This window comes from Candidatus Poriferisocius sp., assembly GCF_965204015.1.
GTDB lineage: Bacteria > Actinomycetota > Acidimicrobiia > Acidimicrobiales > Bin134 > Poriferisocius.
The window spans coordinates 1,136,928-1,159,560 of record NZ_OZ241965.1; the positions used below are offsets into that span (position 1 = coordinate 1,136,928).

20 protein-coding genes are annotated in these 22,633 nt (G+C 66.8%); 1 reads left to right on the forward strand and 19 read right to left on the reverse strand.

The genetic code is table 11. The features are described from left to right. Nucleotides 1-108 precede the first annotated feature (108 nt). The 19 genes from ACOGJC_RS05210 to ACOGJC_RS05300 form a co-directional block, all read right to left on the reverse strand. Nucleotides 109-1,221, reverse strand: a complete 1,113-nt coding sequence (locus tag ACOGJC_RS05210; RefSeq protein WP_419847451.1) for a methyltransferase — start codon at nt 1,219-1,221, stop codon at nt 109-111. A gap of 21 nt (nt 1,222-1,242) precedes the next feature. Next, nucleotides 1,243-2,277, reverse strand: a complete 1,035-nt coding sequence (locus ACOGJC_RS05215; RefSeq protein ID WP_419847452.1) for a zinc-binding dehydrogenase — start codon at nt 2,275-2,277, stop codon at nt 1,243-1,245. Nucleotides 2,278-2,303: 26 nt separating this feature from the next. Next, the gene (locus ACOGJC_RS05220; RefSeq protein WP_419847453.1) at nt 2,304-3,245 is read right to left on the reverse strand and encodes an ABC transporter permease; all 942 of its coding nucleotides are present in this window, start codon (nt 3,243-3,245) and stop codon (nt 2,304-2,306) included. Between the two features lie 48 nt (nt 3,246-3,293). Next, a complete protein-coding gene (locus ACOGJC_RS05225) occupies nt 3,294-4,385 on the reverse strand; it encodes an ABC transporter permease (protein ID WP_419847454.1) in 1,092 nt (363 codons plus the stop codon). Between the two features lie 64 nt (nt 4,386-4,449). Then, nucleotides 4,450-6,075, reverse strand: coding sequence for an ABC transporter ATP-binding protein (locus ACOGJC_RS05230; protein ID WP_419847455.1), 1,626 nt, complete (start codon nt 6,073-6,075; stop codon nt 4,450-4,452). Next, a complete protein-coding gene (locus ACOGJC_RS05235; RefSeq protein ID WP_419847456.1) occupies nt 6,072-7,373 on the reverse strand; it encodes a hypothetical protein in 1,302 nt (433 codons plus the stop codon). Before ACOGJC_RS05235 ends, ACOGJC_RS05230 begins: the two co-directional genes overlap by 4 nt. Nucleotides 7,374-7,423: 50 nt before the next feature. Continuing rightward, nucleotides 7,424-8,611, reverse strand: a complete 1,188-nt coding sequence (locus ACOGJC_RS05240) for an aromatic ring-hydroxylating oxygenase subunit alpha (protein WP_419847457.1) — start codon at nt 8,609-8,611, stop codon at nt 7,424-7,426. 4 nt (nt 8,612-8,615) lie between these two features. Next, nucleotides 8,616-10,115 carry a class I adenylate-forming enzyme family protein gene (locus tag ACOGJC_RS05245; protein WP_419847458.1) on the reverse strand — a complete coding sequence of 500 codons (1,500 nt, stop codon included), beginning with the start codon at nt 10,113-10,115 and terminating at the stop codon, nt 8,616-8,618. Next, nucleotides 10,108-11,703 carry a hydantoinase B/oxoprolinase family protein gene (locus tag ACOGJC_RS05250; RefSeq protein ID WP_419847459.1) on the reverse strand — a complete coding sequence of 532 codons (1,596 nt, stop codon included), beginning with the start codon at nt 11,701-11,703 and terminating at the stop codon, nt 10,108-10,110. Before ACOGJC_RS05250 ends, ACOGJC_RS05245 begins: the two co-directional genes overlap by 8 nt. Beyond that, complete coding sequence (locus ACOGJC_RS05255; protein WP_419847460.1) at nt 11,700-13,787, reverse strand: hydantoinase/oxoprolinase family protein; 2,088 nt, start codon at nt 13,785-13,787, stop codon at nt 11,700-11,702. Before ACOGJC_RS05255 ends, ACOGJC_RS05250 begins: the two co-directional genes overlap by 4 nt. Before the next feature lie 3 nt (nt 13,788-13,790). Beyond that, the gene (locus tag ACOGJC_RS05260) at nt 13,791-14,174 is read right to left on the reverse strand and encodes a cupin domain-containing protein (protein ID WP_419847461.1); all 384 of its coding nucleotides are present in this window, start codon (nt 14,172-14,174) and stop codon (nt 13,791-13,793) included. Between the two features lie 14 nt (nt 14,175-14,188). Continuing rightward, the gene (locus ACOGJC_RS05265; RefSeq protein WP_419847462.1) at nt 14,189-14,671 is read right to left on the reverse strand and encodes a VOC family protein; all 483 of its coding nucleotides are present in this window, start codon (nt 14,669-14,671) and stop codon (nt 14,189-14,191) included. Then, nucleotides 14,668-15,933, reverse strand: a complete 1,266-nt coding sequence (locus tag ACOGJC_RS05270; RefSeq protein ID WP_419847463.1) for an amidohydrolase family protein — start codon at nt 15,931-15,933, stop codon at nt 14,668-14,670. The genes ACOGJC_RS05265 and ACOGJC_RS05270 overlap by 4 nt, the downstream gene beginning before the upstream one ends. 52 nt (nt 15,934-15,985) lie before the next feature. Beyond that, nucleotides 15,986-16,945, reverse strand: a complete 960-nt coding sequence (locus ACOGJC_RS05275) for an SDR family NAD(P)-dependent oxidoreductase (RefSeq protein ID WP_419847464.1) — start codon at nt 16,943-16,945, stop codon at nt 15,986-15,988. A gap of 48 nt (nt 16,946-16,993) precedes the next feature. Continuing rightward, complete coding sequence (locus ACOGJC_RS05280; protein WP_419847465.1) at nt 16,994-17,806, reverse strand: SDR family NAD(P)-dependent oxidoreductase; 813 nt, start codon at nt 17,804-17,806, stop codon at nt 16,994-16,996. Then, nucleotides 17,803-19,107, reverse strand: coding sequence for a flavin-containing monooxygenase (locus tag ACOGJC_RS05285; RefSeq protein WP_419847466.1), 1,305 nt, complete (start codon nt 19,105-19,107; stop codon nt 17,803-17,805). Before ACOGJC_RS05285 ends, ACOGJC_RS05280 begins: the two co-directional genes overlap by 4 nt. Nucleotides 19,108-19,117: 10 nt before the next feature. Further along, nucleotides 19,118-19,522, reverse strand: a complete 405-nt coding sequence (locus ACOGJC_RS05290; protein WP_419847467.1) for a cupin domain-containing protein — start codon at nt 19,520-19,522, stop codon at nt 19,118-19,120. A 12-nt stretch (nt 19,523-19,534) separates the two neighbouring features. After that, nucleotides 19,535-20,512, reverse strand: coding sequence for a carbon-nitrogen hydrolase family protein (locus tag ACOGJC_RS05295; RefSeq protein ID WP_419847468.1), 978 nt, complete (start codon nt 20,510-20,512; stop codon nt 19,535-19,537). 26 nt (nt 20,513-20,538) lie between these two features. Next, nucleotides 20,539-21,459, reverse strand: coding sequence for an enoyl-CoA hydratase (locus tag ACOGJC_RS05300; RefSeq protein ID WP_419847469.1), 921 nt, complete (start codon nt 21,457-21,459; stop codon nt 20,539-20,541). 85 nt (nt 21,460-21,544) lie between these two features. On the opposite strand from ACOGJC_RS05300, the gene ACOGJC_RS05305 reads away from it, so the two are divergent. Continuing rightward, complete coding sequence (locus ACOGJC_RS05305; RefSeq protein WP_419847470.1) at nt 21,545-22,624, forward strand: alpha/beta fold hydrolase; 1,080 nt, start codon at nt 21,545-21,547, stop codon at nt 22,622-22,624. Nucleotides 22,625-22,633: the final 9 nt, after the last annotated feature.

Consider the following 22,633-nt stretch of genomic DNA (forward strand, 5'->3'; position numbering starts at 1 on the left):
CGCCGTCCTCCGCGGGGTCCGGGCGGCGGGCGCCCTGAGCCGGGCCACCCACCGCCCCACCTCTCCTCGTGGTCCCGGAGTTAGCCGCCGCCCTTGGCTTGCTATCCATCAATTCACCTGCTTGTTTTGGAGTGGGGGTTTTGTGGCGGTGTAGGCGTATTGGTGGCCGATCGGTTCGATGAGGCGGAGGGACTCGAAGCCGGCGACCTGGAGCCATTCAGCGGTTTGGGCTGCGGTGATGGGGAAGCCGTGGACGGTGCTGGCCATCATGGTCATGCCCATCAACGCGCTGTGAGGGCTCCATTGGGGCTCGGGGGCTACGAAATAGTCAGCCAGTAGGAGGCGGCCTTCGGGGCGTAGGGCCTCGTGGGCTCTGGCGATGAGACGTTGAGAGCCTTCGGACCCCTCGGTGCGGCAGACGTGGCCCAGTGCCACGATGTCGTAGCCCTCCGGCTCGATGTCGATGGTGTGGAAATCGCCGGGGCGGAATTGGCAGCGGTTGGCTACGCCGTATTCGGTGGTGGTGCGGTGGGCTATTTCGATTACTCCGTCTAGGTCGTTGATAACTGCGGTGGCTTCGGGGCAGGCCTTGAGTATGGCGATGGCCCAAGGGGCTCCGCCTGCCCCCAAGTCCAGCACCCGCGGCCCCGCCATTGCGCTGTAGCGCAATTGAAGATCGGCTCTGGTGGCGGCTCGGAGCATTGTCATAAAGGTGCCCTCCACTAGAGGGCGGTAGAACTCGGCTGGATCATCGTCGATGGGGTGGGCGGGGCGGCCGGCTCGGATGGTGTCGGCTAGTCGTGACCAGTTGTCCAGTGGGCCGGGGGCCACGGGCACTAGTGATGCCATTGACGCGGCACCATCGGTGGTGAGATAGCGGACCGCGGTGTCGTTTAGGCCGTAGCGACCACCCACTCGCTCCAACAGCCCAAGCACCGCCAGCGAGTCGAGCAGCGCTTCAAGATGAGGGGCAGAGACCTCGAGCTCTTTGGCCAGTTCACTTGCAGTCACTACCGGTGGGATGCCCGGCGTCGCTCCCTTGTTGGCCAACTCATCGAATACCCCTAGCTCTAGGGCGGCAACCAACACGTGGAATGAGCCGAGGCCGCCGATCACTGCCCATACCGGGGCCGACGGTGGGGGTTTGTGGTCGGTCCAGGGGCGGCCTATTCGTTGGGGGACGTGGGATTTCTTTAGTTCGGGATACGGGGAATCGGCCACTTGTTTTCCCGAAAGCCCAGATCAGGGTTTGAGCAGGATTTTGCCGAAGAAGTTGCTGGTTAGCATTTTTTCTTGGGCTTCGGCGGCGTTGGGTAAGTCGAATAGTGAGTCGATTGCGGCGTTGAAGCTGTTGGCGCAGAAGGTGTCCCAGGCGGGGGCGAACTCTTCGGGGCGATAGGGGTCGGAGCCCAGGATTTTGATGCCGGAGTGGAACACGTAGCCCAGCGAGGGGATGACGGCTTCGTCGCCGGAGGAGTTGCCGCAGTTCACCAGCCGACCGCCGATGCCCAGGGCGAATAGGGACGGGCCGAAGAGGGCGGTGCCTACGTGGTCGAACACCATGTTGACTCCGGCTCCTTCGGTTAGCTCCCTCGCCCAGCCAGCCACGTCGCCGGTGCGGTTGTTCAGAACATGGGCCGCGCCTAGTTCTTTGGCCTGCTCGCACTTCTCGTCGGTGCCCGCAGTGGCCAAGACGGTGGCACCAGCGTTTACCGCCAGTTGGATGGCGGCTACTGACACGCCCGACCCGGCGGCGTGGATCATCACCGTCTCGCCCGCGGCTAGCCCACCCACATCGAACAGGGCATGGACGGCGGTCAGCCAGCAGGTGGGGAAGGTGGCGGCGGTCTCCAGCGACATGGCGTGGGGTACTGCATAGACGTGGGAGGCCGGCACCAGGCATCGCTCGGCGTAGCCGCCGTCGACGGTGCCTCCGATGATGCCCAGCTCACCGTACAGGTCGCCCCGGCCCCCCAGCTTGGAGCGGTCGTCTACCCCGGCCAGCGACGGATCGACCACTACCCGGTCGCCCACGGCCACGCCGTCGACCTCGTCACCCACCTCCGACACCACCCCGGCCACGTCCATGCCCGCGATGTGGGGCAGGGTGAAACCGGGCATGGCGAACCAGCCATTGCGCTGCACCACATCCAGCCGATTCAGCGCGGTGGCCACCACATCCACCACCACGTCCACCGGGCCGGGCTCGGGGTCGGGAATCTCCTCGTAGCGGAGCACGTCGGGGCCACCGGGCTCGTGGTATCGCATCGCCTTCATCGCCGCTCTCCTTGGTCTCAGCCCGTCTATTTCAGACCACGGATGAACGGTCGGGCCAAGGCGGCTGGGGGTCGAACTCGTTTGGCGAAGATGGCCATGGCCCCGATGGTGACCAGGTAGGGCAGGGCCTGCAACAACTCGGTGTTGAGCTCATAGCCCAGTCCTTGCAGCGACAACTGGAAGGAGAGGGCACCGGCGAACAGGACGCATCCGGCCATGGTGCCCCACAGGGTCCAGCCGCCGAAGATCACCGCGGCGATGGCGATGAACCCCTGGCCGCCGATCACCGAGTCGTCGAAGGTGGCCAGCCGGGCGAACAGGAAGTACGCCCCGCCCAGTCCGGAAGTCATTCCGGCGTAGTAGATGGACTGGCGGCGGCGGCGATTCACGTCGATCCCGCTCACGTCGGCCGACTGGGGGTTTTCCCCCGCGGCCCGCAGCTCCAAGCCCCACCGGGTGCGATACACCAGCCACCACGACAGCGGCACCAGCCCGTAGAGGAGGTAGAACGGCCACGGCTCTCCGAACAGCGCCTTCCCGAACAGGGGGATGTCCACCAGGATGGGGATCTCCACCTCGGAGGCATAGTCGGCCCGAGGGTCGATCTCTCGGTCCAAGAACCCGGTGAGCCCGACGACCAAGATGTTCAGGGTGAGGCCGACCACGAACTGATCGGCGGTCAGGCGATGGCTCATCTCGGCCTGCACCGCGGCGATGACCATCCCGCCCACTGCACCGAGCATCAAGCCCACCGCCACCGATTCGGCCAGGTGATAGCCGAGCGCGCCGCCAAAGGCCCCGCTCAGCAGCATTCCCTCCACCGATATGTTCAACGTGCCCGACCGCTCCGCCACCCATTCCCCGGTGGCCGCGAACGCCAGCAGGGCGGCGAACAGCGCGCCGTTGATGTAGGTCGACTCGCTGGACAGCACATCGCCCACCGCGGAGAAGAAGTCGATCAGCACCATGACCGGCCCTCCTCACTGGCAGTTGGCGTCGCATCGATCAGCACGACATCACACCCTCTCGGTGGCCGCGGCCCGGGCCCGGCGTCGATCCCGCAGGAAGATCACTGCGGGGGGAACCAGCAGGGCCAGCACCAGCAGGCCCTGCACCACGTCGGTGATGCGGCTCTCCACCCCGGTGCTGTTCACGAAGCCCGCTCCGGTGCGCAGCATGGCGAACACGAAGGCGGCCACCACCGCGGGCAGGGCCCGCTCTCGGGCCATCAGCGCCACCAGCAGGCCCGTCCAGCCGATGTTGTCGGAGAAGCCGGGCACGAGCCGGTAGTTGCCGAACGAGAAACCGCCGCCGGCGAACATGGCCGCCCCAGCCAGGCCGGCGAAGGCTCCGCCGATGGCCAAGGCGGTGGCGCCGTAGGTGGTGGAAGACACCCCGGATCGCTGGGCAGCCCTAGGGTTGTGGCCCAGCATCCGCAGCCGAAAGCCCCATACCGTGCGGGCCAGCACGTAGGCCACCGCCAAAGCGAGCGCCAGCGCCACATAGACCGTGATGGGAAACTCGTTGCCGAATATGTCGGGGCGGGGAATCCGGTTGTTCTTGGCCAACTGCTCGCTCACCAGGTTGCGGTTGCCTCGGCTGGCCTCGTCGGCCAATAGCAGCCATTGCCACTTCAATCCGTATCCCACGGCCTGAATGGCCACAAACACCAGCAGGAGGGTGCTCAGCACCTCGGGCACTCCCCGCCAATAGCGCAACAGCCCAGCCAGCGACGCCCACACTGCCCCGCCCAAAGCGCCGAACAGCAACAACACCACCACGTTCAGCGGGCCGGGACCGCCGATGCGGAAGCTGAAATACACCGCGAATGCCGCGCCCATGAGCAACTGGCCTTCTTGGCCGATGTTGATCAAGCCCGCCTTGGCCGAGATCACCGTGCCCAACGCCACCAACAGCAGGGGGGCGGCCACCCCCAGGGTCTCTCCCCAGCGCCCGGACGCCAAGATGCTGCCATCCACCAAGGCCTCTACCACCGGCCACCAGTCGCCCCCGGTGGCCTCCACGATCACGCTGGACAAGGCGATGGCCACGACCACGCTCAGCGCATACAGCGCCACCCACTCGGCTAGGCGAGCGCCGCGGTTCACGGTGCAGTTCCCCCTTCAGGTGGGCGGCGCGACAGCCCAGGGCCGTCAGGTGTGATTGACACAGTCATTCGGTGCTTCCGCCCATCAGCAATCCGAGGGTTTCGAGGTTGGCGTCTTCGTGGGTGAGTTCCCCGACGATTCGGCCCCGGGACATCACCACGATGCGGTCGGCCAACTCCAGGATTTCCTCCAGCTCGCTAGAGATCAGGAGCACGGCCACGCCGTCGGCCGCTGTTTGGCGCAGCCGGTCGGTCATGTACTCGATGGCCCCCACGTCCAGGCCCCGGGTGGGCTGGGCGGCCACCAGCACATCGGGCTCAGCGGCCAGCTCTCGGGCCAGAACCACCCGCTGCTGGTTGCCGCCCGACAGCGACCACAGCGGGGCGTCGGGCCCCGAACAGCCGATGTCGAACTCCTCGATCATCTCTTGGGCCGTTTCGGTGGCCTTGCCCTTGTCCATGACTCCGTGGCGGGCCACTCGATGGGGGTCCACCATGAGCAGGTTCTCGGCCACCGTCATGTCCAGAACCACACCGGAGTCATGGCGGTCTTCGGGGATCACCGCCACTCCCGCCTTGGCCATGGCGCCGGGAGAGTTGGCCGGCACCGAAGCGTTGTTCACCACCACCCGACCGGCATCGAGCGGAATGAGACTGGACAGCAGATCACCCAGGGTCCGCTGGCCGTTTCCCTCCACGCCGGCTACGCCCACGATCTCACCGGCCCGGAGGTCCAGGCTGATGTCGTCGAGCAGCCTCGCCCCGCCCCGCCCCCGCACCGAGACTCCCTCGATCCGCAACACCGGCTCATCGGAGATCACCGTGTCCGCGGGCGGCTGGCGTTCGGGGTCGGCATCGGCTGGTTCCTCGATATCGGCCGGTTCCTCCACATCGGCGATGCCGAAGGCCGCCCGCTCGGAGCGCAACGACACCTCCCGCCCCACCATGGCCCGGGCCAGACTGCGGGCGTCGGCCTCTTGGGTGGGCCGGCGATCCACCACCCGGCCCTGGCGCATGATGGTGATCTCGTCGGTGGCGTGCAGCACCTCGTCGAGCTTGTGGCTGACCAGCACCACCGCTCGACCTTCGGCGGCGACCACATCCCGTAGCGTGCTGAACAGCTGCTCGGACTCCTCAGGGGTGAGTACCGAGGTGGGCTCGTCGAACACCAGGATGTGGGGGTCGCGGCGCAGGCACTTGATGATCTCCACCCGTTGGCGCAGGCCGGCGGTCAGTTCGCCCACTCGGGCATCGGGATCGATGTCGAGGCCGTACTGCTGGCTGATGGCTGCCACCCGGTCGCGCACTCCCGCCGACTTCAGCCGACCCTCCTCACCGAGAGCGACGTTCTCCCACACCGAGAGCTGGTCGACCAGGCTGAAGTGCTGGTGGACCATGGCGATGCCCAGGGCAGCCGCGGCCAGCGGATCGAGAATGGTGCGGGGCTGGCCGTCGATGCGGACCGTTCCCGCATCGGGCAGCACCAATCCGATGAGCACCTTCATCAGCGTGGACTTGCCCGCGCCGTTCTCGCCCAGGATGCCGTGGATGCGGCCCCGGTGCAGGGTCAGATCCACCTGATCGCAGGCGACGATCCCCCCGAAGCGCTTGGAAATGCCGACGAGTTCGACCGCAGGCGCCGAGGGGTCAGGCCCCCCGGCGCCGGTCATTTCGGTCGTTGCGTCGGTCACCCGCCGCCGTAGGCCTCGCCGGAGATCCCGCCGAGCACGCCGAGCAGCTCGCCGTCGTTGGCGACAGCATCAAAGGCATCGGCCAGCAGTGCTTCTGCTTCTGCCGACGGGTCGCACAGCTCGCCGCCATTGAGACCTTGCAGGGTTGGGAACTGGTAGGTAGCACCCTCGGTCAAGTCTCCAGAGATGATGCGGGGCAGCGCTTGCTGGGCATATCGCCCGCCGTCGAACACGATGGCACCGGTCCACGCGATCCCGTCGTCGCGGGAGCAGATGTCGGCCGGACCAGCGGCGAACACCGCGATTCCCTCGTCGGTGGCCAGTTGGCCGACCGGATTCAGCGCCCCACCCAGGTAGGCATAGGCCAGGGTGGCCCCTTCGGCAATGGCGTTGGTGAGCGCGGCGGTGGCGTTGGCCGAGTTGTCGAAGTCAAACGGGAAGGCGCCGGTGGCGACGTACTCCATGGTGAACGACGGGTCGACTGTCTGGAGGCCGTACACGGTGGCGTTGTAGGCCTCCTTCTCGAAGCCGAGGTCGCAGCAACCCAGGAACACTGCGGTATCCCCGCCGTGGTCCTGCAACGCAGCCCCCATGGCCACGCCCGCGGTGTAGTGGATGGGCGAACCCCAGTCGGTGGCCTGAGCCAGACCGGATATCTCCGGGAACCCGGCACCGCAGTTGCAGTACCAGAAGATGTCGGGATACTGCTCTGTGAGGTCGGCCAGGGGCTCGGCGATCTCGCTGGCCCCCACCAAGATCACGTCCACGCCCTGGGCGGCTAGATCCGACATGGCTTGAGCAGCTTCGGCGGCGCCGATGCTGTCGCTCACGATGGGCGGAGCAAACCCGTTTTCGGCGGAGAACTCCTCGGCGAAGTCCACCAGTGCCTGGTAGTAGCCCTGGTCGTCGCGAGGCCCGGCGGCCGCCACACCAATGGTGAGGGTGCCGTCACCGTTGGCGTCGAACGTGTCCAGAATCGCTTGCAACTCCATGTCCATGGGCGGCTCGGTGGGCTCCGGCTCAGGCTCAGGCTCGGGCTCGTCATCCATCGGCTCAGGCTCAGGCTCGGGCTCGTCATCCATCGGCTCAGGCTCAGGCTCGGGCTCGTCATCCATCGGCTCAGGCTCAGGCTCGGGCTCGTCATCCATCGGCTCAGGCTCAGGCGCAGGCGCCTCGACCGCCGCGCCCCCGCCGTCGTCGTCATCATTGCCGCAACCCGCGGCCATTAAGGCCAGCACCGATAACAGTGCGGCCAACACCATCAACAGCCGAAGTCGGCCATTCGTTCGCTTCGTCATGGGTTCCCCTCCTGTATGGGCGATCTGTTTCAGCCAGACCAGAGCCTTAATCATGCCCCGTCAGACGACATCATGCTCATTGGCCAGTGCTGGCGGTAGCGCTGGACGAGCCAGCGGTTGAACTGCACGTGGGTTTCCTCCTGCCAGGAGTACCGTCCTCGTACGGCGAAGCGGGATCGCAGGCCCCGCTGAACTTTGGTGGTGGCGTCTTGGTCTTGGGCCACGAACACCTGTACCCCCTCGTCGCTGGCTTGGAAGAGGTGGTCGAACATGGGGTGCTCCAGCGCGCTGGGGTGCAGCAGGTAGCCGATCTCCACGTCGATGGTCTCGGCCGATGTGGGCCGCACGATGAAGAAGAACGCCTGGTCGGGGGCGGTGCCGAAGCACAGAGTGGGGGGGATCAGGGCGAACGTGGACCGCCACCGCTCCTCCTCGGTGAGCTGGGGGAACACCGGCAGCAGGGCCTTGCGGGTGGCGTTGAACCCGCCGTCGATGTGGGTGTAGCCGTTCTCCCGGAAGATCACGTTGGAGTCGTCCGACCACGGCACCGGGAACCGGGCCATCTCTGAGGGACAGAAGTCTTGGATCACCTGGTGGAGGCGGTTGGCGTGGTAGCCGTCGTTGAAGTTCTCGAACATGACCTTCCAGTTCCAGGGCAGGTCTTCGAGGGTGAAGGTGCCGGGGCACACGCAGTTGTCGAGCTCGTAGTTGGTTAGGTATGGCTCGTACCGCTCCAGGGTGGGGGCCAGCGGCGCAGCGTCGGGATTGAAGTTGACGAATATGAACCCGTGCCAAAGCTCCACCGCCAGATTGGGCAGGCCCCAGTCGTCGTTGTCGAACCCCTCGGTTTGCTCCATGGCCGGGGCGCCCATCAGGCGGCCGTCGAGGCGGTAGCTCCAGTGGTGGTACGGGCACCGGAAGGAGCGGCTATTGCCCTCCCCCTCCACCACCTGCATGCCCCGGTGGCGGCAGATGGCCGAGAACGCCGCGACGCTGCCGTCCCGCTGGCGGGCCACGATCACGGGCTCGGTGCTCACGGTGGCGGTGAACCAGTCGCCGGTCTCGGGGATGCGGCTGGCTACACCGACGCAACACCACTCTTGCTCAAACAGCGCTTGGCGCTCGAAGGCCAGGAATTCATCTGAGGTGTAGATCTCGGGGGGAAGGGTCACCGCCGTGGCCACATCGGTGATGGAATCGTCGAACGATGCCAGCAAATCACTAGTCAACATGGTCATGTGGTCACCCCCTTGTCGCCTCTGCTTCTTGTCGTAGCAGGAACTTGCGGATCTTGCCGACGCTGGTGCGAGGCAGCTCGTCCATCAGCGTAAACGACCGGGGCAGCTTGGCCTTGGCCAGCCGCTCTTGGCACCACGACGACAGCTCGTCATTGGACGGAGCACTGGTCGGGTCGGCGGGGACCACGAAGGCCACCGGCACCTCATCTCGCACCGGATCGGGAGCTCCCACCACTGCGGCCTCTAGCACTGCGGGGTGGCTGGCCAACACCGACTCCACCTCGACGATGGAGACGTTCTCCCCCGCTACCTTGAGCACGTCGGAGTGGCGGCCATCGAAGTAGTGGCGACCGTCTTCGTCGAGGCGGGCTCGGTCGCCGGTCCGGAACCAGCCGTCGTCGGTGAACGAGGCCGCTGTGGTGGCGAGATCGTCCAAGTATCCGGCGAACAGCGTCACCCCCGGCTCTCCCCCCACCAGCACCTCGCCGTCGCGCACCATCACCTGGCAGCCGGGGGTGACCTGGCCCATGGAAGAAGGCACCGGGCTTTCGGCCGGCTCGGTGAGGACCGCGGGGATGGTCTCGGTCATGCCGTAGAGCTGGCGGGGGCGGCATCCCAGCCATTCGGCCAGGGTTTCGTACTGGTCGTCGGCGATGTTCTGGGCGTACCAGCAGTGGCGCAGGGTGATGCCATCGACGGGCGCGCCCCGGGCCAGGATCATCCGCATCGGGGCGGCGAACAGGCTGGCGCAGGTGGCCTGGTGGCGGGCGGCCTGGGCCAAGAAGCCACTGGCCGAAAAGGCGGGCATCAGCGCCACCGATGCTCCGGTCCAGATGGCTGAGGCGAAGGAGTAGTACTGGGCGTTGGCGTGGAATAGGGGCAGTACCACTAACTGGCGGTCGTCGGGGGCCAGATCGGCCCGCTCGGCCATGGTTTGGCCGCAAAAGGCATAGTTGGCCTGGGTGATCTCCACCCCCTTGGGCCGCCCGGTGGTCCCCGAGGTGAACATAACCGCGGCCCGGGCCCCAGGATCCACTGTGGGCCAGTCCACTCGAGCGGTTCCCATGAGCGCGTCGAGTACGCCGGTGGCCTCATCCACCTCGGTGATGGCCAGTTCGGGATTGCGCGCCGCGGCTTGGCGGTAGACCTCGGCTCGGTCGGTGGCGCAGAAGCCCGCTTGGGGCTTCGTGCGCTCGATGTGGTCGGCCAGTTCCGGCACCTTGCCCATGGGGTCGGACGGCACGATCCATGCCCCCAGCCGGTTGGCGGCCAGCCACAGGGCCACGAACGCCGGGGTGTTGGTCAGCGCCAAGTGCACCGAATCGCCCGGGGCCACGCCCCGCTGGATCAACCCGGCGGCGACATCGCCGATGGCGGCGTCAAACTGCTCGTAGGTCCAGGTTGCGGTGGTGCCGTCGGGCCGCTCGAAGATCAAGAAAACGGCATCGCCATCCCGCTCGACCGTTCGTTGCCAAACGGACGAGAACGTGACTGGATCAGCCATCGGGCGCTTCGGGTGCCCCGTAGCCTCCGCCGCCGGGCAGATCGAGGCGCACGACATCATCGGGGTCGAGGGTGATCCGGCTCTGGGTGGTGACCGGCTCGCCGTTGACTTGGAACGAGCCCGCCTCGCCGGGGCCGCCGCCGAAGATGCCCTGCGGCGGGTCGGAGAGGCGGCTGGTCACCGCGTTGAGCAGCCAAGGGCGGGAGGTGTCCACGCTGAACTCGATGGTCTGGCCCTTGCCGCCGGGCTGGGCTCCCGGCCCCTCAGAGCCGGGGCGCAGGGCCTTGCGGGTGAATCGCACCGGCGCGGAGGCCTCCACCACCTCGATGGGCACCGCGCTCACCCCCGTGGGATAGGAGCAAGCGTCCAATCCCGGCTTGGACGCCCGAGCCCCCACCCCTCCGGCGTAGGTGAACATAGCGGTGATGAACGGGGTGCCGTCGTCGTGATTGCCGCTCACCTGCATGGTCCAGACCGCGCCCGCCCCCTCGGCCATGGACTCCTCTGGCTTGACCTGGGCCAGGGCCTTGAGCAGGGCGTTGGGCAAGAACATGCCCACCACGTGGCGGGCGGTGCCCGGCTGGGGCAGCACCGCATTCACGATGGACCCCTCGGGGGCAGCCATCTTGATGGGGGCCAGGCTGCCGTGGTTGTTGGGGATCTCGGGGTTCAGCACCGAGCGCACGGTGAACGTGGTGTAGGCGTGGGTGTAGTTGCGAACCACGTTGATGCCCCACGGGCTGGCCTCCGACGTGCCGGCGTAGTCCACCATTATCTCCCCGGCATCGGGGTCCACCCGCAGCGAGCACACGATGTCGATACGGCTGCCGTCGGCCAGATCGAGCACCGCGTCGGCTTGGTATTCGCCGGGGGACAGCTCGGCGATGCTGGCCCGGGTGGCCGCTTCGGAGCGGTCGATGATCTCGTCGGCCAGCTCCTCGATGTCGTCGAGGTCGTAGGCGTCGCACAGTGAGGCCAGCCGTTGGGCGCCCACCTCACCTGAGGCCATCTGGGCGTGCAGGTCGCCAGCCATGTGGTCGGGCTGGCGGACGTTGGACAAGATGAACTTCCAAACGTCCTCGTTGCGCTCGCCTTGCTTCATGAGCTTGCAGATGGGAATCCACAGGCCCTCTTCGAAGCAGTCCCGGGCTCCGGCGCCGATCCCGTAGCCGCCCACGTCGGTGTGGTGGATGGTGGAGCCGAAGTAGGCGATGGGCACGGGATCGCCGCCGGCGGCCGGGGCGCGCCACACCGGGACCAGCACGGTCACGTCTAGCAGCTGGCCCGCGGTGAGATAGGGGTCGTTGGTAACCAGCACATCGCCAGGCTCGAGAGCCTCGGGGGGGAATTCGTCAAGCATGTTGGCCGCCCCGATGGCCAGCGAGTTGATGTGGCCGGGGGTGCCGGTGACCGCCTGGGCCACCATGCGGCCCCGCTTATCGAACACCGCGTTGGCCAGGTCGCCGGCCTCGCGCACGATAGGGCTGAACGCGGCCCGCTGGAGGGCCCGGGCCTGCTCGTTCACCACCGAGATGAGCGACTGCCACAGGATCTCCAGTTGAATAGGGTCGTAGGTGGTTTGGGTCATGTCTCCTCCCGAACGGCGACAAGGCTGGCGTCACCGGCAACCGTTACCCGCCAACCAGGGCGAATAACCGACGTGGTCTCTCGTTCCTCCACCAGCGCCGGGCCGGGAAACGACATCCCGATGGCCAGATCGGCCCGGCGGTACACCGGGACCTCCATCGCGTCTTCCTCTCGGCCGAATACCGCGGTGCGGGTGGATGCTGGGGTCGGAGGGCTGTCGGCGGTGGTTGGAGACGATTCGGCATCAGCGATCTCGGCCGGGTCGGACCGGGCCGATAACCGCCACGTGACCACCTCGATGGGCACATCATCAATCGTCATGCCGTAGATGCGGCGGTATTCAGCTTCGAACGCCCCGATCACCTCGTCGTCGGGGGCCTCCCAGGCATTGCCTTCGCCCACCCAGATGGTGATCTCGTTTCCCTGGCCGGTGTAGCGGGCGTCGATGCCGTAGCGGAAGCTGATGTCGGCCTCGGGCACACCGGCGCTGAGCAGCACCCGGCGGCCCTCCTCCCGGAGCTCGTCCAGCAGCCCATCCCGCTCCACGGGCGCCACCTCGGCCAGCTTCACCGGCATGGAGCGGGCCAGGTCGATGCGCACCGGCGATACCAGTGTTCCGAAGGCCGACAGCACGCTGGCGTTGACCGGGAACACCACCCGATCCGAGTCCAACAGCTCAGCCACCCGGCAGGCGTGGGGCGGGCCGGCCCCGCCGAAGGCCAACACGGTGACCCCCCGCAGATCCACCCCTCGTTCCACCGCGTGCATGCGGGCGGCGGCGGCCATGTTCTGGCTGACCACCTCGTACATCCCCGCGGCGGTGTCGATGGCTGACAGGGCTAAGCCGTCGGCCAGGGGTTCAAGGGCCTCCTGCGCAAGGCCAGCATCCAGGGGCATGTCGCCGCCCAGAAAGGCATCGGGGTCGAGCAGGCCGAGCACCACGTCGGCGTCGGTCACCGCGGGTTGATCGCCCCCCTGCGCATAGCAGGCCGGTCCGGGATCGGCCCCCGATGACTCGGGACCCACTTTGAGCAGGCCGAACTGGTCGAGGTGGGCCAGGCTTCCTCCCCCGGCGCCGATCTCCACCAGATCGACCGACGGCACCGACACCGGGAACCCCGATCCCTTCTTGAACCGATAGCGCCGAGCCACCTCGAAGGTGTTGGTGAGCGCCGGCTCCCCGTCTTCCACGAGGGTGGCCTTGGCGGTGGTGCCTCCCATGTCGAAGGCCAGCAGCCGGTCTTCTCCCATGCGGCGGGCGAACCACCGGGCGGCCAGAGCCCCGGCGGCCGGACCCGACTCCACCAGGCGGATCGGGGCGGCGGCCGCGTCGTCGGCCGACACCACTCCCCCGTTGGACAGCATCATTAGCACCGACCCGCCGAACCCTTCGGCCGACAGCCACTTCTGGAGCTCGTCGAGGTACGGGCCGATGATGGGCATGGTGGCGGCGTTGCAGGCCGCGGTGATCATGCGGGGGTACTCCCGGATCTGGGGCGAGATGTCGGCCGAGGCGCATACTGGCACCCCCAGCTCCCGGCGCAGCTCGGCGGCCAGCAGCCGCTCGTTGGCCGGGTTGACGTAGGAGTTGAGCAGGCATACCGCCACCGATTCGACCCGGGCTTGGGTCAGTTCGTCGACCAGCGCGGCCATACTGGCCGCCGACGGCACCACCAGCACATCCCCGGTGGCCGCGGTGCGCTCGTCGATCTCGAAGGTGAGCTCCCGGCTGATGGGCGGATCGGGGAACTCGATCTGGAGGTCGTACATGTCGTAGCGGTGCTCGTCGCGGATCAGCAGGGTGTCGCCAAAGCCGGTCGTGGTGACCAGGGCGGCCCGGCCCGTCTTGTTCTCGATGAGGGCGTTGGTGATCAGCGTGGTGGCGTGCACGATGGGGGCGGTGATCTCACCGGGGGCCACTCCCGCTCGCCTCAAGAGCTGGCCCACCGCGGCCTGCACCCCCTCAAGGGGGGCGGCCGGGGTGGTGAGGGCCTTGTTGACCGTTACCTCACCGGTGGCCGCGTCCAACAGCACCGCATCGGTGAACGTGCCCCCGATGTCAACCGCCAGCCGCCAGTCGGACATTGATTAACCGGCGAGCAGGTCGTCGCGGGGCGGGGTGAACACGTCGAGGATCCAGCACTCCCCGTACTCGTCGTCACCGATGAACACCGAGTCGCCGTGCCACACGCCTTTGGGCGCGATATAGGCCTCGCCCTCGCCCAACACCACCCGCTCGGTGCTCTCGGGGTCGTCGTTGATGCGGAAGTCGAGCTTGCCCCGCACGATGATGCCGATCTGCTCGTGGTCTTCGTGGCGGTGCAAGAACGACCCGGTGGCCCCGCCGGCGATGCGCCAGAAACACAGTTGAAGACCGTCGCCGGTGATGACCCGGCGGCGGAAGCCCTCCCGATCGGTGTCGGTGAACAGGTCGTCGTCGTAGAAGTAGCAGTACTGGTTAGTGAGATTCATGGCGAAGACCTTGATTAGTCGTCAGCAGCGAGCGCGGCAAACCGCCGCTGTTCCTGGGTGAGATCTAGGGGACGGATGATGGCCTCGTTCTCCTCGTCGCCCCAGTGTTCGGCGGGAACCAGCCACATCACTTCGAACTCCAAGCCGTCGGGGTCTTTGGCATAGAGGCTCTTGTTGGCCCCGTGGTCGCTCTCGCCGTAAAGGGCACCGGCCTCCACCAGCCGCTGGCGGATGGCGACCAGCTCGTCCAGGGTGGGCACCTCCCAGGCGATGTGGTACATCCCCACCGACCGGCGGCCAGCCGACGACGGCTCAGCCCCGTCGCCGATGGAGAAAAAGGCGATGTCGTGGTGGTTCTCCGAAGCCGGTGCCCTCATGAACACGAACTGCCCCGGCTCATCGATAATGGTCTCAAACCCCAGCACATCGGCATAGAACTGCTGCTGGCGCCGGGCATCCCGAACATACAGCACCGCATGGTTCAACCCGGTGATCATTGGACGATCACCGATTCGAGGGCGGGGTCGGTGTTGAAGGAGAGGCTCTTGGATGCGGGGAGCTCGTCCAAGGGGGTGTGGACTTCGGCGATGGGGGGGCCTATGCGGGCCGCGATGGGGGCTAGGGCTTCGGTGTCGAAGTTGTAGAGGTCGGCGGCTACGTCGGTGAGCATCTTTTGGCACTCGTCGGTGGGCACGTCCCACATGGTGGCGGCCAGGGCTTCGGTGGTGTAGCCGATGGAGCCCTCGTCGTGGGGGAAATCGGCGCCCCACATGATGGTGTCCAGTCCCACCGCGTGGCGGTATTGGACCTCGGAGCGGGGCAGCATGGACGCGCCGATGCGGCAGTTGCGCTGCCAGTACTCGTGGGGCGACAGGGTGAGGCTGTCTACCGTGTCGGATCCGAAGGTGGGGGCGTAGTTGAGGGTGCGGGGGTCGCCGGCATACTTGCTCTGGATGTTGCGGAGCCGCTGGTCGATGCGGTTCAGCTCCTCGAGGATCCACCGCATCCCCCACATCTCGGTCCACACCACCCGCAGGTCGGGGAAGCGCTCGAACACCCCGCCCAGGATGAGGTGGATGAGGGTGCGCTTGGGCCACAGCTCGTATTCGGTGAACGTCACCCCCCAGGCCACCGGATCGTCGCCTAGATCGGGGCAACCCGAGCCCATGTGCTGATGCACTGGCATGTCCAGCGAGCTGCAAACGTCCCACAGAAGGTCGTAGCGGGGGTGGAAGAACGGCTCAACGGAGTGGTTGGGCGGGATGGCGGGGATCATCACCCCGCCGATAACCCCGGTCTCGGCGGCCCAGCGCACCTCGGCGATGGCGTCGTCGAGATCGTTGGGCAGCAACTGGATGAGACCCTTGCGTCGTTTGGGCTCATAGCCGCAGAACTCCACCAGCCAGCGGTTGTGGGCTTGCAGACCGGCCCACCGGCGGGCGTAGGCCGACGCAGTGTCGGGCACACCGGAGAGGTGCACCAGGATGTCGTAGAACGGGGTGAGCGTGTTGGGGAACAGCACCTCGCCGGTGATGCCCTCGGCGTCGCAGGCCGCGGTGCGGGCATCGCTGTCCCAGTTGACTTTGGCCGCGTCCATGTCCCGCAAGTCGACCCAGGGGTTGGTGATGGCCGCCTCCCAGGCGTCGAACTCGTCGTGCCACGCGGGATCCAGGAAATCCTTGTAGGTGCGGGTCAGGGCGCCAGCGTGGGTGTCCGACGACAGGATCATGTACCGGTCGCCGGTGTGGTTTTGGGCCATGCCCCAGCCTATTGCACTCCTCGCCGGGGATTCCCGGCGCGGCGGGCGGTGTTTACGGCTCGAAGACTTGGAGGTCGGGACGGTCGTCGAGGGTGTAGTCGTTGGTGAGGTCTTCGGTGAGATGGCGGCCGTGGTAGGCGTCGAGGGCGTCGAGGGTGAGGCCGTCTTCCTGGTAGACGGCCAGCTCCCGCTCCGGCTCGCTGAGGCGGCTCACGATGTCGCCGGATATGTGGAAGGTGCGCCCGGTCACGTGGCGGGCGGCATCGGTACACAGCCACACCACCATCGGGGCGATCTTGCGGGGGGCCAGCGCTTCGGGGCTGGTGTCGGGGGCCGGAGCGGAGGCCGCTCCCCGGGGGGCCATGGTGAGGGCCATGAGGTCGGTCCACCGAGCGGTGCGGATGGCGTACTCGGCGGTGGATGCCCCCTCGGCTCGGGGGCGGATGGCGTTGCATCGCACCCCGAAGCGGCCCAGCTCCCGAGCCGCGGTGCGGGTCAAGCCGACCACCCCCTCTTTGGCCGCCGAGTAGGCGCAGTGCGACGGGTGGCCGAAGCCCGAACCCGAGCTGGTGTTGATGATCACGCTGGTGTCCTGCTGCACCAGATGGGGCACCGCGTGCTTGATCATGGCGAAGTAGCCCTTGAGATTGACCCCCACGGTGAGGTCCCACTCCTCTTCGGTGAAGCGCCAGATGTCGTTGTTGCGCCCCGCGGTGGCGTTGTTGATCAAGATGTCGAGGCGGCCAAAGGCGTCAACCGCCTGCTGCACGATCTCAGCGGCGCCGTCCCAGGTGGCCGAGGTGCTGCTGGCCGCCGCCTCTCCCCCGGCGTCGTTGATCTCATCCGCCACTCGTTTGGCGTTGGCCGCCACCCCCTCGGGGGTCTTGCGGATGCCGAGGTCGTTGACCAGCACTTTGGCCCCCTCGGAAGCCAGCAGATGAGCGTGCTCCCGCCCGATGCCTCCCCCGGCTCCGGTGACGATTGCGACTTTGCCTTCAAGACGGTTTCCCATGTCCCCCACCCTATGTTCAGCCAACCCCCTCGAAACGAGGCGCGGCGGTTAGCTGTCGAGCCGCTTCAGGTACTTCTGCCGGCCGCGCTCGCCGACGCGGCGGAAGGCGGGGTAGATCCGGGGAATGAGCGCCGGCGTCCACTGCGCGGCCCGGGCTGACAGGCTCTCGTGGAAGGGGACGTAGGTTTCCAGCTTGGGCTTGTCGAGCGCCCGTTCGTAGGCATCGGCCACGTCTTCCACAGTCCTGACCGCACTGAGGAAGTTGAGTGCGCTGCCCCCGGCCCGGGCTTCGTGTTCCAGCATCGGGGTGTCCACCGCGGTGGGATAGATGCCGCAGACATGCACGTCGGTGTCCCACAACTCGGTGTTGAGCGCCGCCAGAAAGGCCCGCAGGCCGGCCTTGGCCCCGGAGTAGGCCGCCGACGCCGGCAATGGGCAGATGCCGCCCAGTGACACTGTGGCCATGAGGTGACCGCCATTGCGGGCCAGGAATTCGGGCAGGGCAGCCCGGATGAGCTGGATCGGACAGCGCAACATGACATCGATGTGGAGATCGAGCTCGTCGGGCGTGAGCCCCACGACGTGGTCGGGGATGATGACGCCCGCGTTGCAGACCAACACGTCGAGGTCTTGGCGCCATTCACCGCCGATCCGAGCGCACAACTCGGCGAGGCTCGCTCCGTCGGCCAGATCGCAGCCCACCGCAGTGGATTCCGGGCCGACTTCGGCGGCAGCCTGTTCGGCCAGCTCCTCGGTGCGGTCCACGGCGATGATGTGATAGCCCCGCTGGGCGAAGCGGCGGGCCACCGCCGCGCCTATGCCGGAGGCCGCACCGGTAATGAGCGCTGAGCTTCGGGTCATGATTTCCCTCCCTTTGGCAGGCCGACCTTCTTTCGCACCTTGTCGAGGATCTTTCGATAGGCCTTGATCTCGACGTAGTCGGCATGGCGGTCGGTATCGATGTACCGACGGCCGCCCCTCACGTCAGGGTAGTGATTGGCCTTCAGGTCTTGGAATGCCTGCGCCATGGCTGATCCGGCAGGCGCGGTGGCGTCGGCGACGATCAGCTCGGCCATCTTGTCGAAATGGGAATAGGCGGCCGAGGCGAATTCCACATAGCCCAAGGCGGCGAAGTTCGGGCAGCTGCGGGCGAAGATGCCTAGATAGAGCTGGGGACGACCCCGCTTGAACTCCAGCAGCCCTTCTTCAAGGAACGGGATCAAGCGTTGAAAGCCGGTGGCGGCAATCACCAGGTCGATCTGCTCCCGGCTTCCGTCCACGAACACCACATGGTCGCCGTCGAGCCGCTCGACGTCGGGCTTGGCGATGCAGTCGCCGTGGCCCAAGTGGTGCAGGATCAGCGAGTTCATCAGCGGGTGGGTCTCGAAGAGCTTGTGGTCGGGCTTGGGGAGCCCATAGCGGCGAAGATCGCCGTTGATCATCCGCAACAGCACCTGGAAGAACCGGACCTCCAGCCAGTGGGGCAGGCTGGGGCCTCGTTCGCCGAACACGTCAGAGGGCGTTCCGGCGATGTACTTGGGGATGAAGTGGTAGCCCCGGCGCACACTGAAAAAGGCCTGATCGGCGCTGACCGACGCATCGCAGGCGATGTCGGCGCCCGAGTTGCCCGCACCCACCACCAGCACCCGCTTGCCGGTGAACTCGTCCGGCGACCGATAGGTGACCGAGTGGCGCACCTCACCGTTGAACTGCCCCGGCCAGCTTGCGTCGTGAGGCACCCAGTTCACCCCGTTGGCGCAGATCAGATACCGGCAGTAGCGGGTCTCGCCGGTGCCGAGCTGGAGCTCCCACAGGCCGTCGGGGGTGAGACCGGCCCGGTCCACCGATGTGTTGAACCGGACATGGCGGCGAAGGTCGAACTCGTCGGCAAAAGCCTGGATGTAGGCCAAAAGCTGCTGGTAGTCGGGGTAGTCCGGGTAGTGGTCGGGCATGGGGAAGTCGTCGAATCCCGACAGGGTGCGCGACGAGATGAAGTGGGCCGTCTCGTACATGGGCGAGCCCGGGGCGTCGATGTTCCAGATGCCGCCCACATCGTCATTGCGCTCGAAGATCTCGAAGGTGGCCGATGTCTGGGCAAGGCGCCGGGCCAGGATGAGGCCGGCCGGGCCCGCTCCGACGACCGCAACGTCTAGTGGCGCCAACGAGACGCCCTCAGGACTGGTTGAACGATGCTGCCGCGTCGCCGGGGCGCATTACGAAGAACTCCATGCCGTCGGCGCCGCAGGTGAAGGAGTACTCGTGGTTGGCGGCCAGAATGACCGAGTCCTTGGGTCCCAACTGCATCGACGGGGCGTCGGCGCCGTTGGGCCACACCTCGCAACCGCCCGATACCACGATCAGCAGTTCGTTCTGGTCGTGGCTGTGGGGTGGGACGTGGTAGCCGGCGGGCATGGTGCTGTACTGGCACCAGAAACCCCCCTCCCCTTGGGCCACTCGCTTGCGGCCGGCACCGAGCTTTTTGGCCTCTTCGATCAGCTCTTTGGGGGCATCGGTGTTGGCGGACTCGTCCACCCATTCGATGTCGTCGAACTTCAGCACCTTGGGTTCTGTGCTCATGGCGCTCCTTCGCTATTGGGCCGGTGGGCCGTGGACAAGTTTGGCGAATTCGGTAGCGAACAGCTCAGAGGTGCCCGACTGGTGAGTGGCCCGCCATTGGCGCCACGGGCACACGTCATCCCAGCGGTGCAGCACCTCGAAGTCCAGGTCGGCGATTACCAACCCCTCGACCTCGGCGCCCTCGGCGTAGATGTGGCTGAAGTCGGGGAAATGGGGGCCGCAGATGAGGCTGTGGCCGGCATAGTTAGAGGGAAGGGCCCCGTCGAAGCCGTCCTCCAGATTGTCGCCGTCGTCGATGCCCCCCACCTGGTTGGCCGAGATGGTGAACACGAAGTTCTCCTGGCCCCGAGTGGCGGCCACCCGGCGCATGGACTCCACCTTGTCGGGTCCCCCAGCGAACGCCGCGGTGGGATTGACGATGATCCTCGCCCCTTGCAGGGCCAGCAGGCGGCTGCCCTCCGGGTTCAGCCAGAAGTCGTAGCAGATCTGCACCCCGATGGGGCCGTAACGGGTTTCGAAGACCTCCAAGCTGGTTCCGGGCCGAAACGAGACCCCCTCAGTCACGAACGGGAGCGATCCCAAATGCAGTTTTCGGTAGGTGCCGAGAATGCCCTCGGGTCCGATCACCGCGGCGGCGTTGTAGAGGGCGTCGGGATCGTCGGGGTCCTGCTCGATCATGCCCACCACCAGGTACATGTCGTGTTCGGCGGCCAACCGAGCCAGAACTTCAGTCGACGGCCCGGGCACGGTCTCACCCAGTGAACGGTGCAATTCGCACGGCCCGCCCAAGCGCTCGCATTCGTCACAGTGGATCGCCCCGGTCAGCGCCTCCTCGGGGAAGACCAGCAGTCCCACTCCCGCTTCGGCGGCCTCGGCAATCCAGCGGGTCATCTTCTCCAGGTTGGCGGCCACATCGGCGGGCACCGGGGTGAAGTCCACCGCCCCCGCCCGCAGCCGGGTCTCATAGCTGGAATAGCGCTCTGGGATCACGGTCGTATTATCGCCTGATTACCCGGTCAGCCGCCGCCGGGCGAGGTCTTGGCTGCGGGGCGGACTTTGGGGGCGTTCTTCCAGTGGGGGACGCCGTGCTCTTCGGTGGCGATCCACCACTCGCCGTTGGTGATGGAGGCCCAGTGGGAGTGGTTGAGCTGGTGGAGGGTGAAGCACGCCGACAGGGCGGTGTTGAAGCCCTGGGCGTCCATGGTCTGGTTCACCGCCTCTTTGACTAGCAGCGCAGCCATGGTGGGCACCGCGGCGATGCGCTGGGCGAACTCCAGGGTCTGCTCCGACAGGGTCTCGTTGGGGAACACCTTGGCCACCATGCCCAGGGCGTGGGCCTCGTGGACGTCGATGGAGTCGCCGGTGAGCAACAGCTCTTTGGTCTTGCGGGGGCCGAACTCCCACGGGTGGGCGAAGTACTCCACGCCCATCATGCCCAGCCGGGTGCCCACCACGTCGGCGAAGCTGGCGTCCTCGGCGCCCACGATCAAATCGCAGCTCCACATGAGCATCAATCCAGCGGCCAGCACCGGCCCCTGCACCTGGGCGATGGTGATCTTGCGGAGGTTGCGCCACCGCTTGGTGTTCTCGAAGAAGTAGTGCCACTCCTGGAGCATCAGCTTCTCCGACCCCCGGCGCTGCCCACCGTTGATCTGCCAGGTGGGGTGCTGGTTGGGCCCGGGCATGCGCTCCTCGGTTGCCGCTTTGGTGCCCATGTCGTGGCCGGCCGAGAACATCGGTCCCACCCCGCCCAGGATCACCACCCGCACATCGTCGTCGGCCTCGGCCACCATGAACGCCTCATTGAGCTCCACCAGCATCCCCCGGTTCTGGGCATTGCGGGCCTCGGGCCGGTTCAGCATGATGCGGGCGATCTTGCCGTCGTCCAGCGTCTCGTAAGTCAGGTACTGGTAGTCCATTTCCCTAGTCTCGCCCATCGGTAGATGCGGTGCGCTGCCGGGCGTGGTTCTAGGGTCCCTGGTTCTATTGTCACTGTTGGCGTCCCCCACCCTCGGAGCACCCATGGCTGAGCAAACCAGCATCCAGTCCCACCACATCGACACCGCCGGTCTGCGGTTCCACTATCTGGCCGCGGGCGACGAGGAGGCCCCGCCGGTGGTGCTGCTGCACGGCTTCCCCCAGACCTCGCACATGTGGCGCCACCAGATCCCGGTGCTGGCTGAGCACTACCGGGTCTACGCCCCCGACACCCGGGGTTACGGCGGCACCGACAAGCCCTGGGTGCGGGTCACCCGGGATCTCTTGGCCCGCGACATCGTGGACTTCATCGACGCCCTGGACATTGAGCAGTGCTCGCTGGTGGGCCACGACTGGGGCGGCGTGATCGCCTTCAAGGCCGCATTGGAGTATCCCGACCGGTTCACCCGGCTGGGCTTGGTGGACACCTTGTGCACGGTGTGGATCCCGTGGGGCATCCACGGCTACTGGTTCAAGTGCGAGCCCGAGGCCGAGCAGTTCTGGGAGCGCTACGCGGGCGAGTTCATCAACTCGATCTTCGGCGGCATCGAGGGCAGCTACGGCCCTCCCCCCCATTCACCGTGGAAGGCCCCAGTGGCCGACAGCGAGGCCCAAGACCCCGGCGGCGCCATGTCCGACTGGGATCCCAGCAAGCACTGGAATGCCGACGACGTGGAGCACTACCGGGAAGCCTTCGACCAGCCCGGAGCGCACTTCCACGCCGTCTCCTATTACCGGGACGCCCTGCCGTTCCACTTCCCCGACGCCGACGGCAACCTGGTGTATCGAACCCCGGCCCAGGTGGCTGAGATGTGGAACCACCCCGGACTGCTCTTCAGCCATCCCGACTTCGGCGTGTTCCCGGTGTACGGCCCCGAAGACCTTGGCCGCACCTACCCCCATCCCGCCATGTACCTGTATTCGGCGTTCCTCATGCCCCAGGCGTTCGAAGACGGATCCCCCGCCGACGACCACATCCCCCACGGCAACCCCTACGCCGACTCCTTCGTGGACCACTTCCCCGACTACCGAGCCCGCCCCGCGGGCAGCGGCCACTTCATCCCCGAAGAAGACCCCGAGCGCACCAACGAGGTGCTCTTAGCCTTCCTGGCTGGCGAAATCTGACGTAGGCGG

Coding starts and splice junctions, on each gene's coding strand:
- ACOGJC_RS05215 (WP_419847452.1), bottom strand. CDS start 2,277: ATGAAGGCGATGCGATACCACGAGCCCGGTGGCCCCGACGTGCTCCGC.
- ACOGJC_RS05220 (WP_419847453.1), bottom strand. CDS start 3,245: ATGGTGCTGATCGACTTCTTCTCCGCGGTGGGCGATGTGCTGTCCAGC.
- ACOGJC_RS05235 (WP_419847456.1), bottom strand. CDS start 7,373: ATGACGAAGCGAACGAATGGCCGACTTCGGCTGTTGATGGTGTTGGCC.
- ACOGJC_RS05240 (WP_419847457.1), bottom strand. CDS start 8,611: ATGACCATGTTGACTAGTGATTTGCTGGCATCGTTCGACGATTCCATC.
- ACOGJC_RS05245 (WP_419847458.1), bottom strand. CDS start 10,115: ATGGCTGATCCAGTCACGTTCTCGTCCGTTTGGCAACGAACGGTCGAG.
- ACOGJC_RS05250 (WP_419847459.1), bottom strand. CDS start 11,703: ATGACCCAAACCACCTACGACCCTATTCAACTGGAGATCCTGTGGCAG.
- ACOGJC_RS05255 (WP_419847460.1), bottom strand. CDS start 13,787: ATGTCCGACTGGCGGCTGGCGGTTGACATCGGGGGCACGTTCACCGAT.
- ACOGJC_RS05260 (WP_419847461.1), bottom strand. CDS start 14,174: ATGAATCTCACTAACCAGTACTGCTACTTCTACGACGACGACCTGTTC.
- ACOGJC_RS05265 (WP_419847462.1), bottom strand. CDS start 14,671: ATGATCACCGGGTTGAACCATGCGGTGCTGTATGTTCGGGATGCCCGG.
- ACOGJC_RS05270 (WP_419847463.1), bottom strand. CDS start 15,933: ATGGCCCAAAACCACACCGGCGACCGGTACATGATCCTGTCGTCGGAC.
- ACOGJC_RS05275 (WP_419847464.1), bottom strand. CDS start 16,945: ATGGGAAACCGTCTTGAAGGCAAAGTCGCAATCGTCACCGGAGCCGGG.
- ACOGJC_RS05280 (WP_419847465.1), bottom strand. CDS start 17,806: ATGACCCGAAGCTCAGCGCTCATTACCGGTGCGGCCTCCGGCATAGGC.
- ACOGJC_RS05290 (WP_419847467.1), bottom strand. CDS start 19,522: ATGAGCACAGAACCCAAGGTGCTGAAGTTCGACGACATCGAATGGGTG.
- ACOGJC_RS05300 (WP_419847469.1), bottom strand. CDS start 21,459: ATGGGCGAGACTAGGGAAATGGACTACCAGTACCTGACTTACGAGACG.
- ACOGJC_RS05305 (WP_419847470.1), top strand. CDS start 21,545: ATGGCTGAGCAAACCAGCATCCAGTCCCACCACATCGACACCGCCGGT.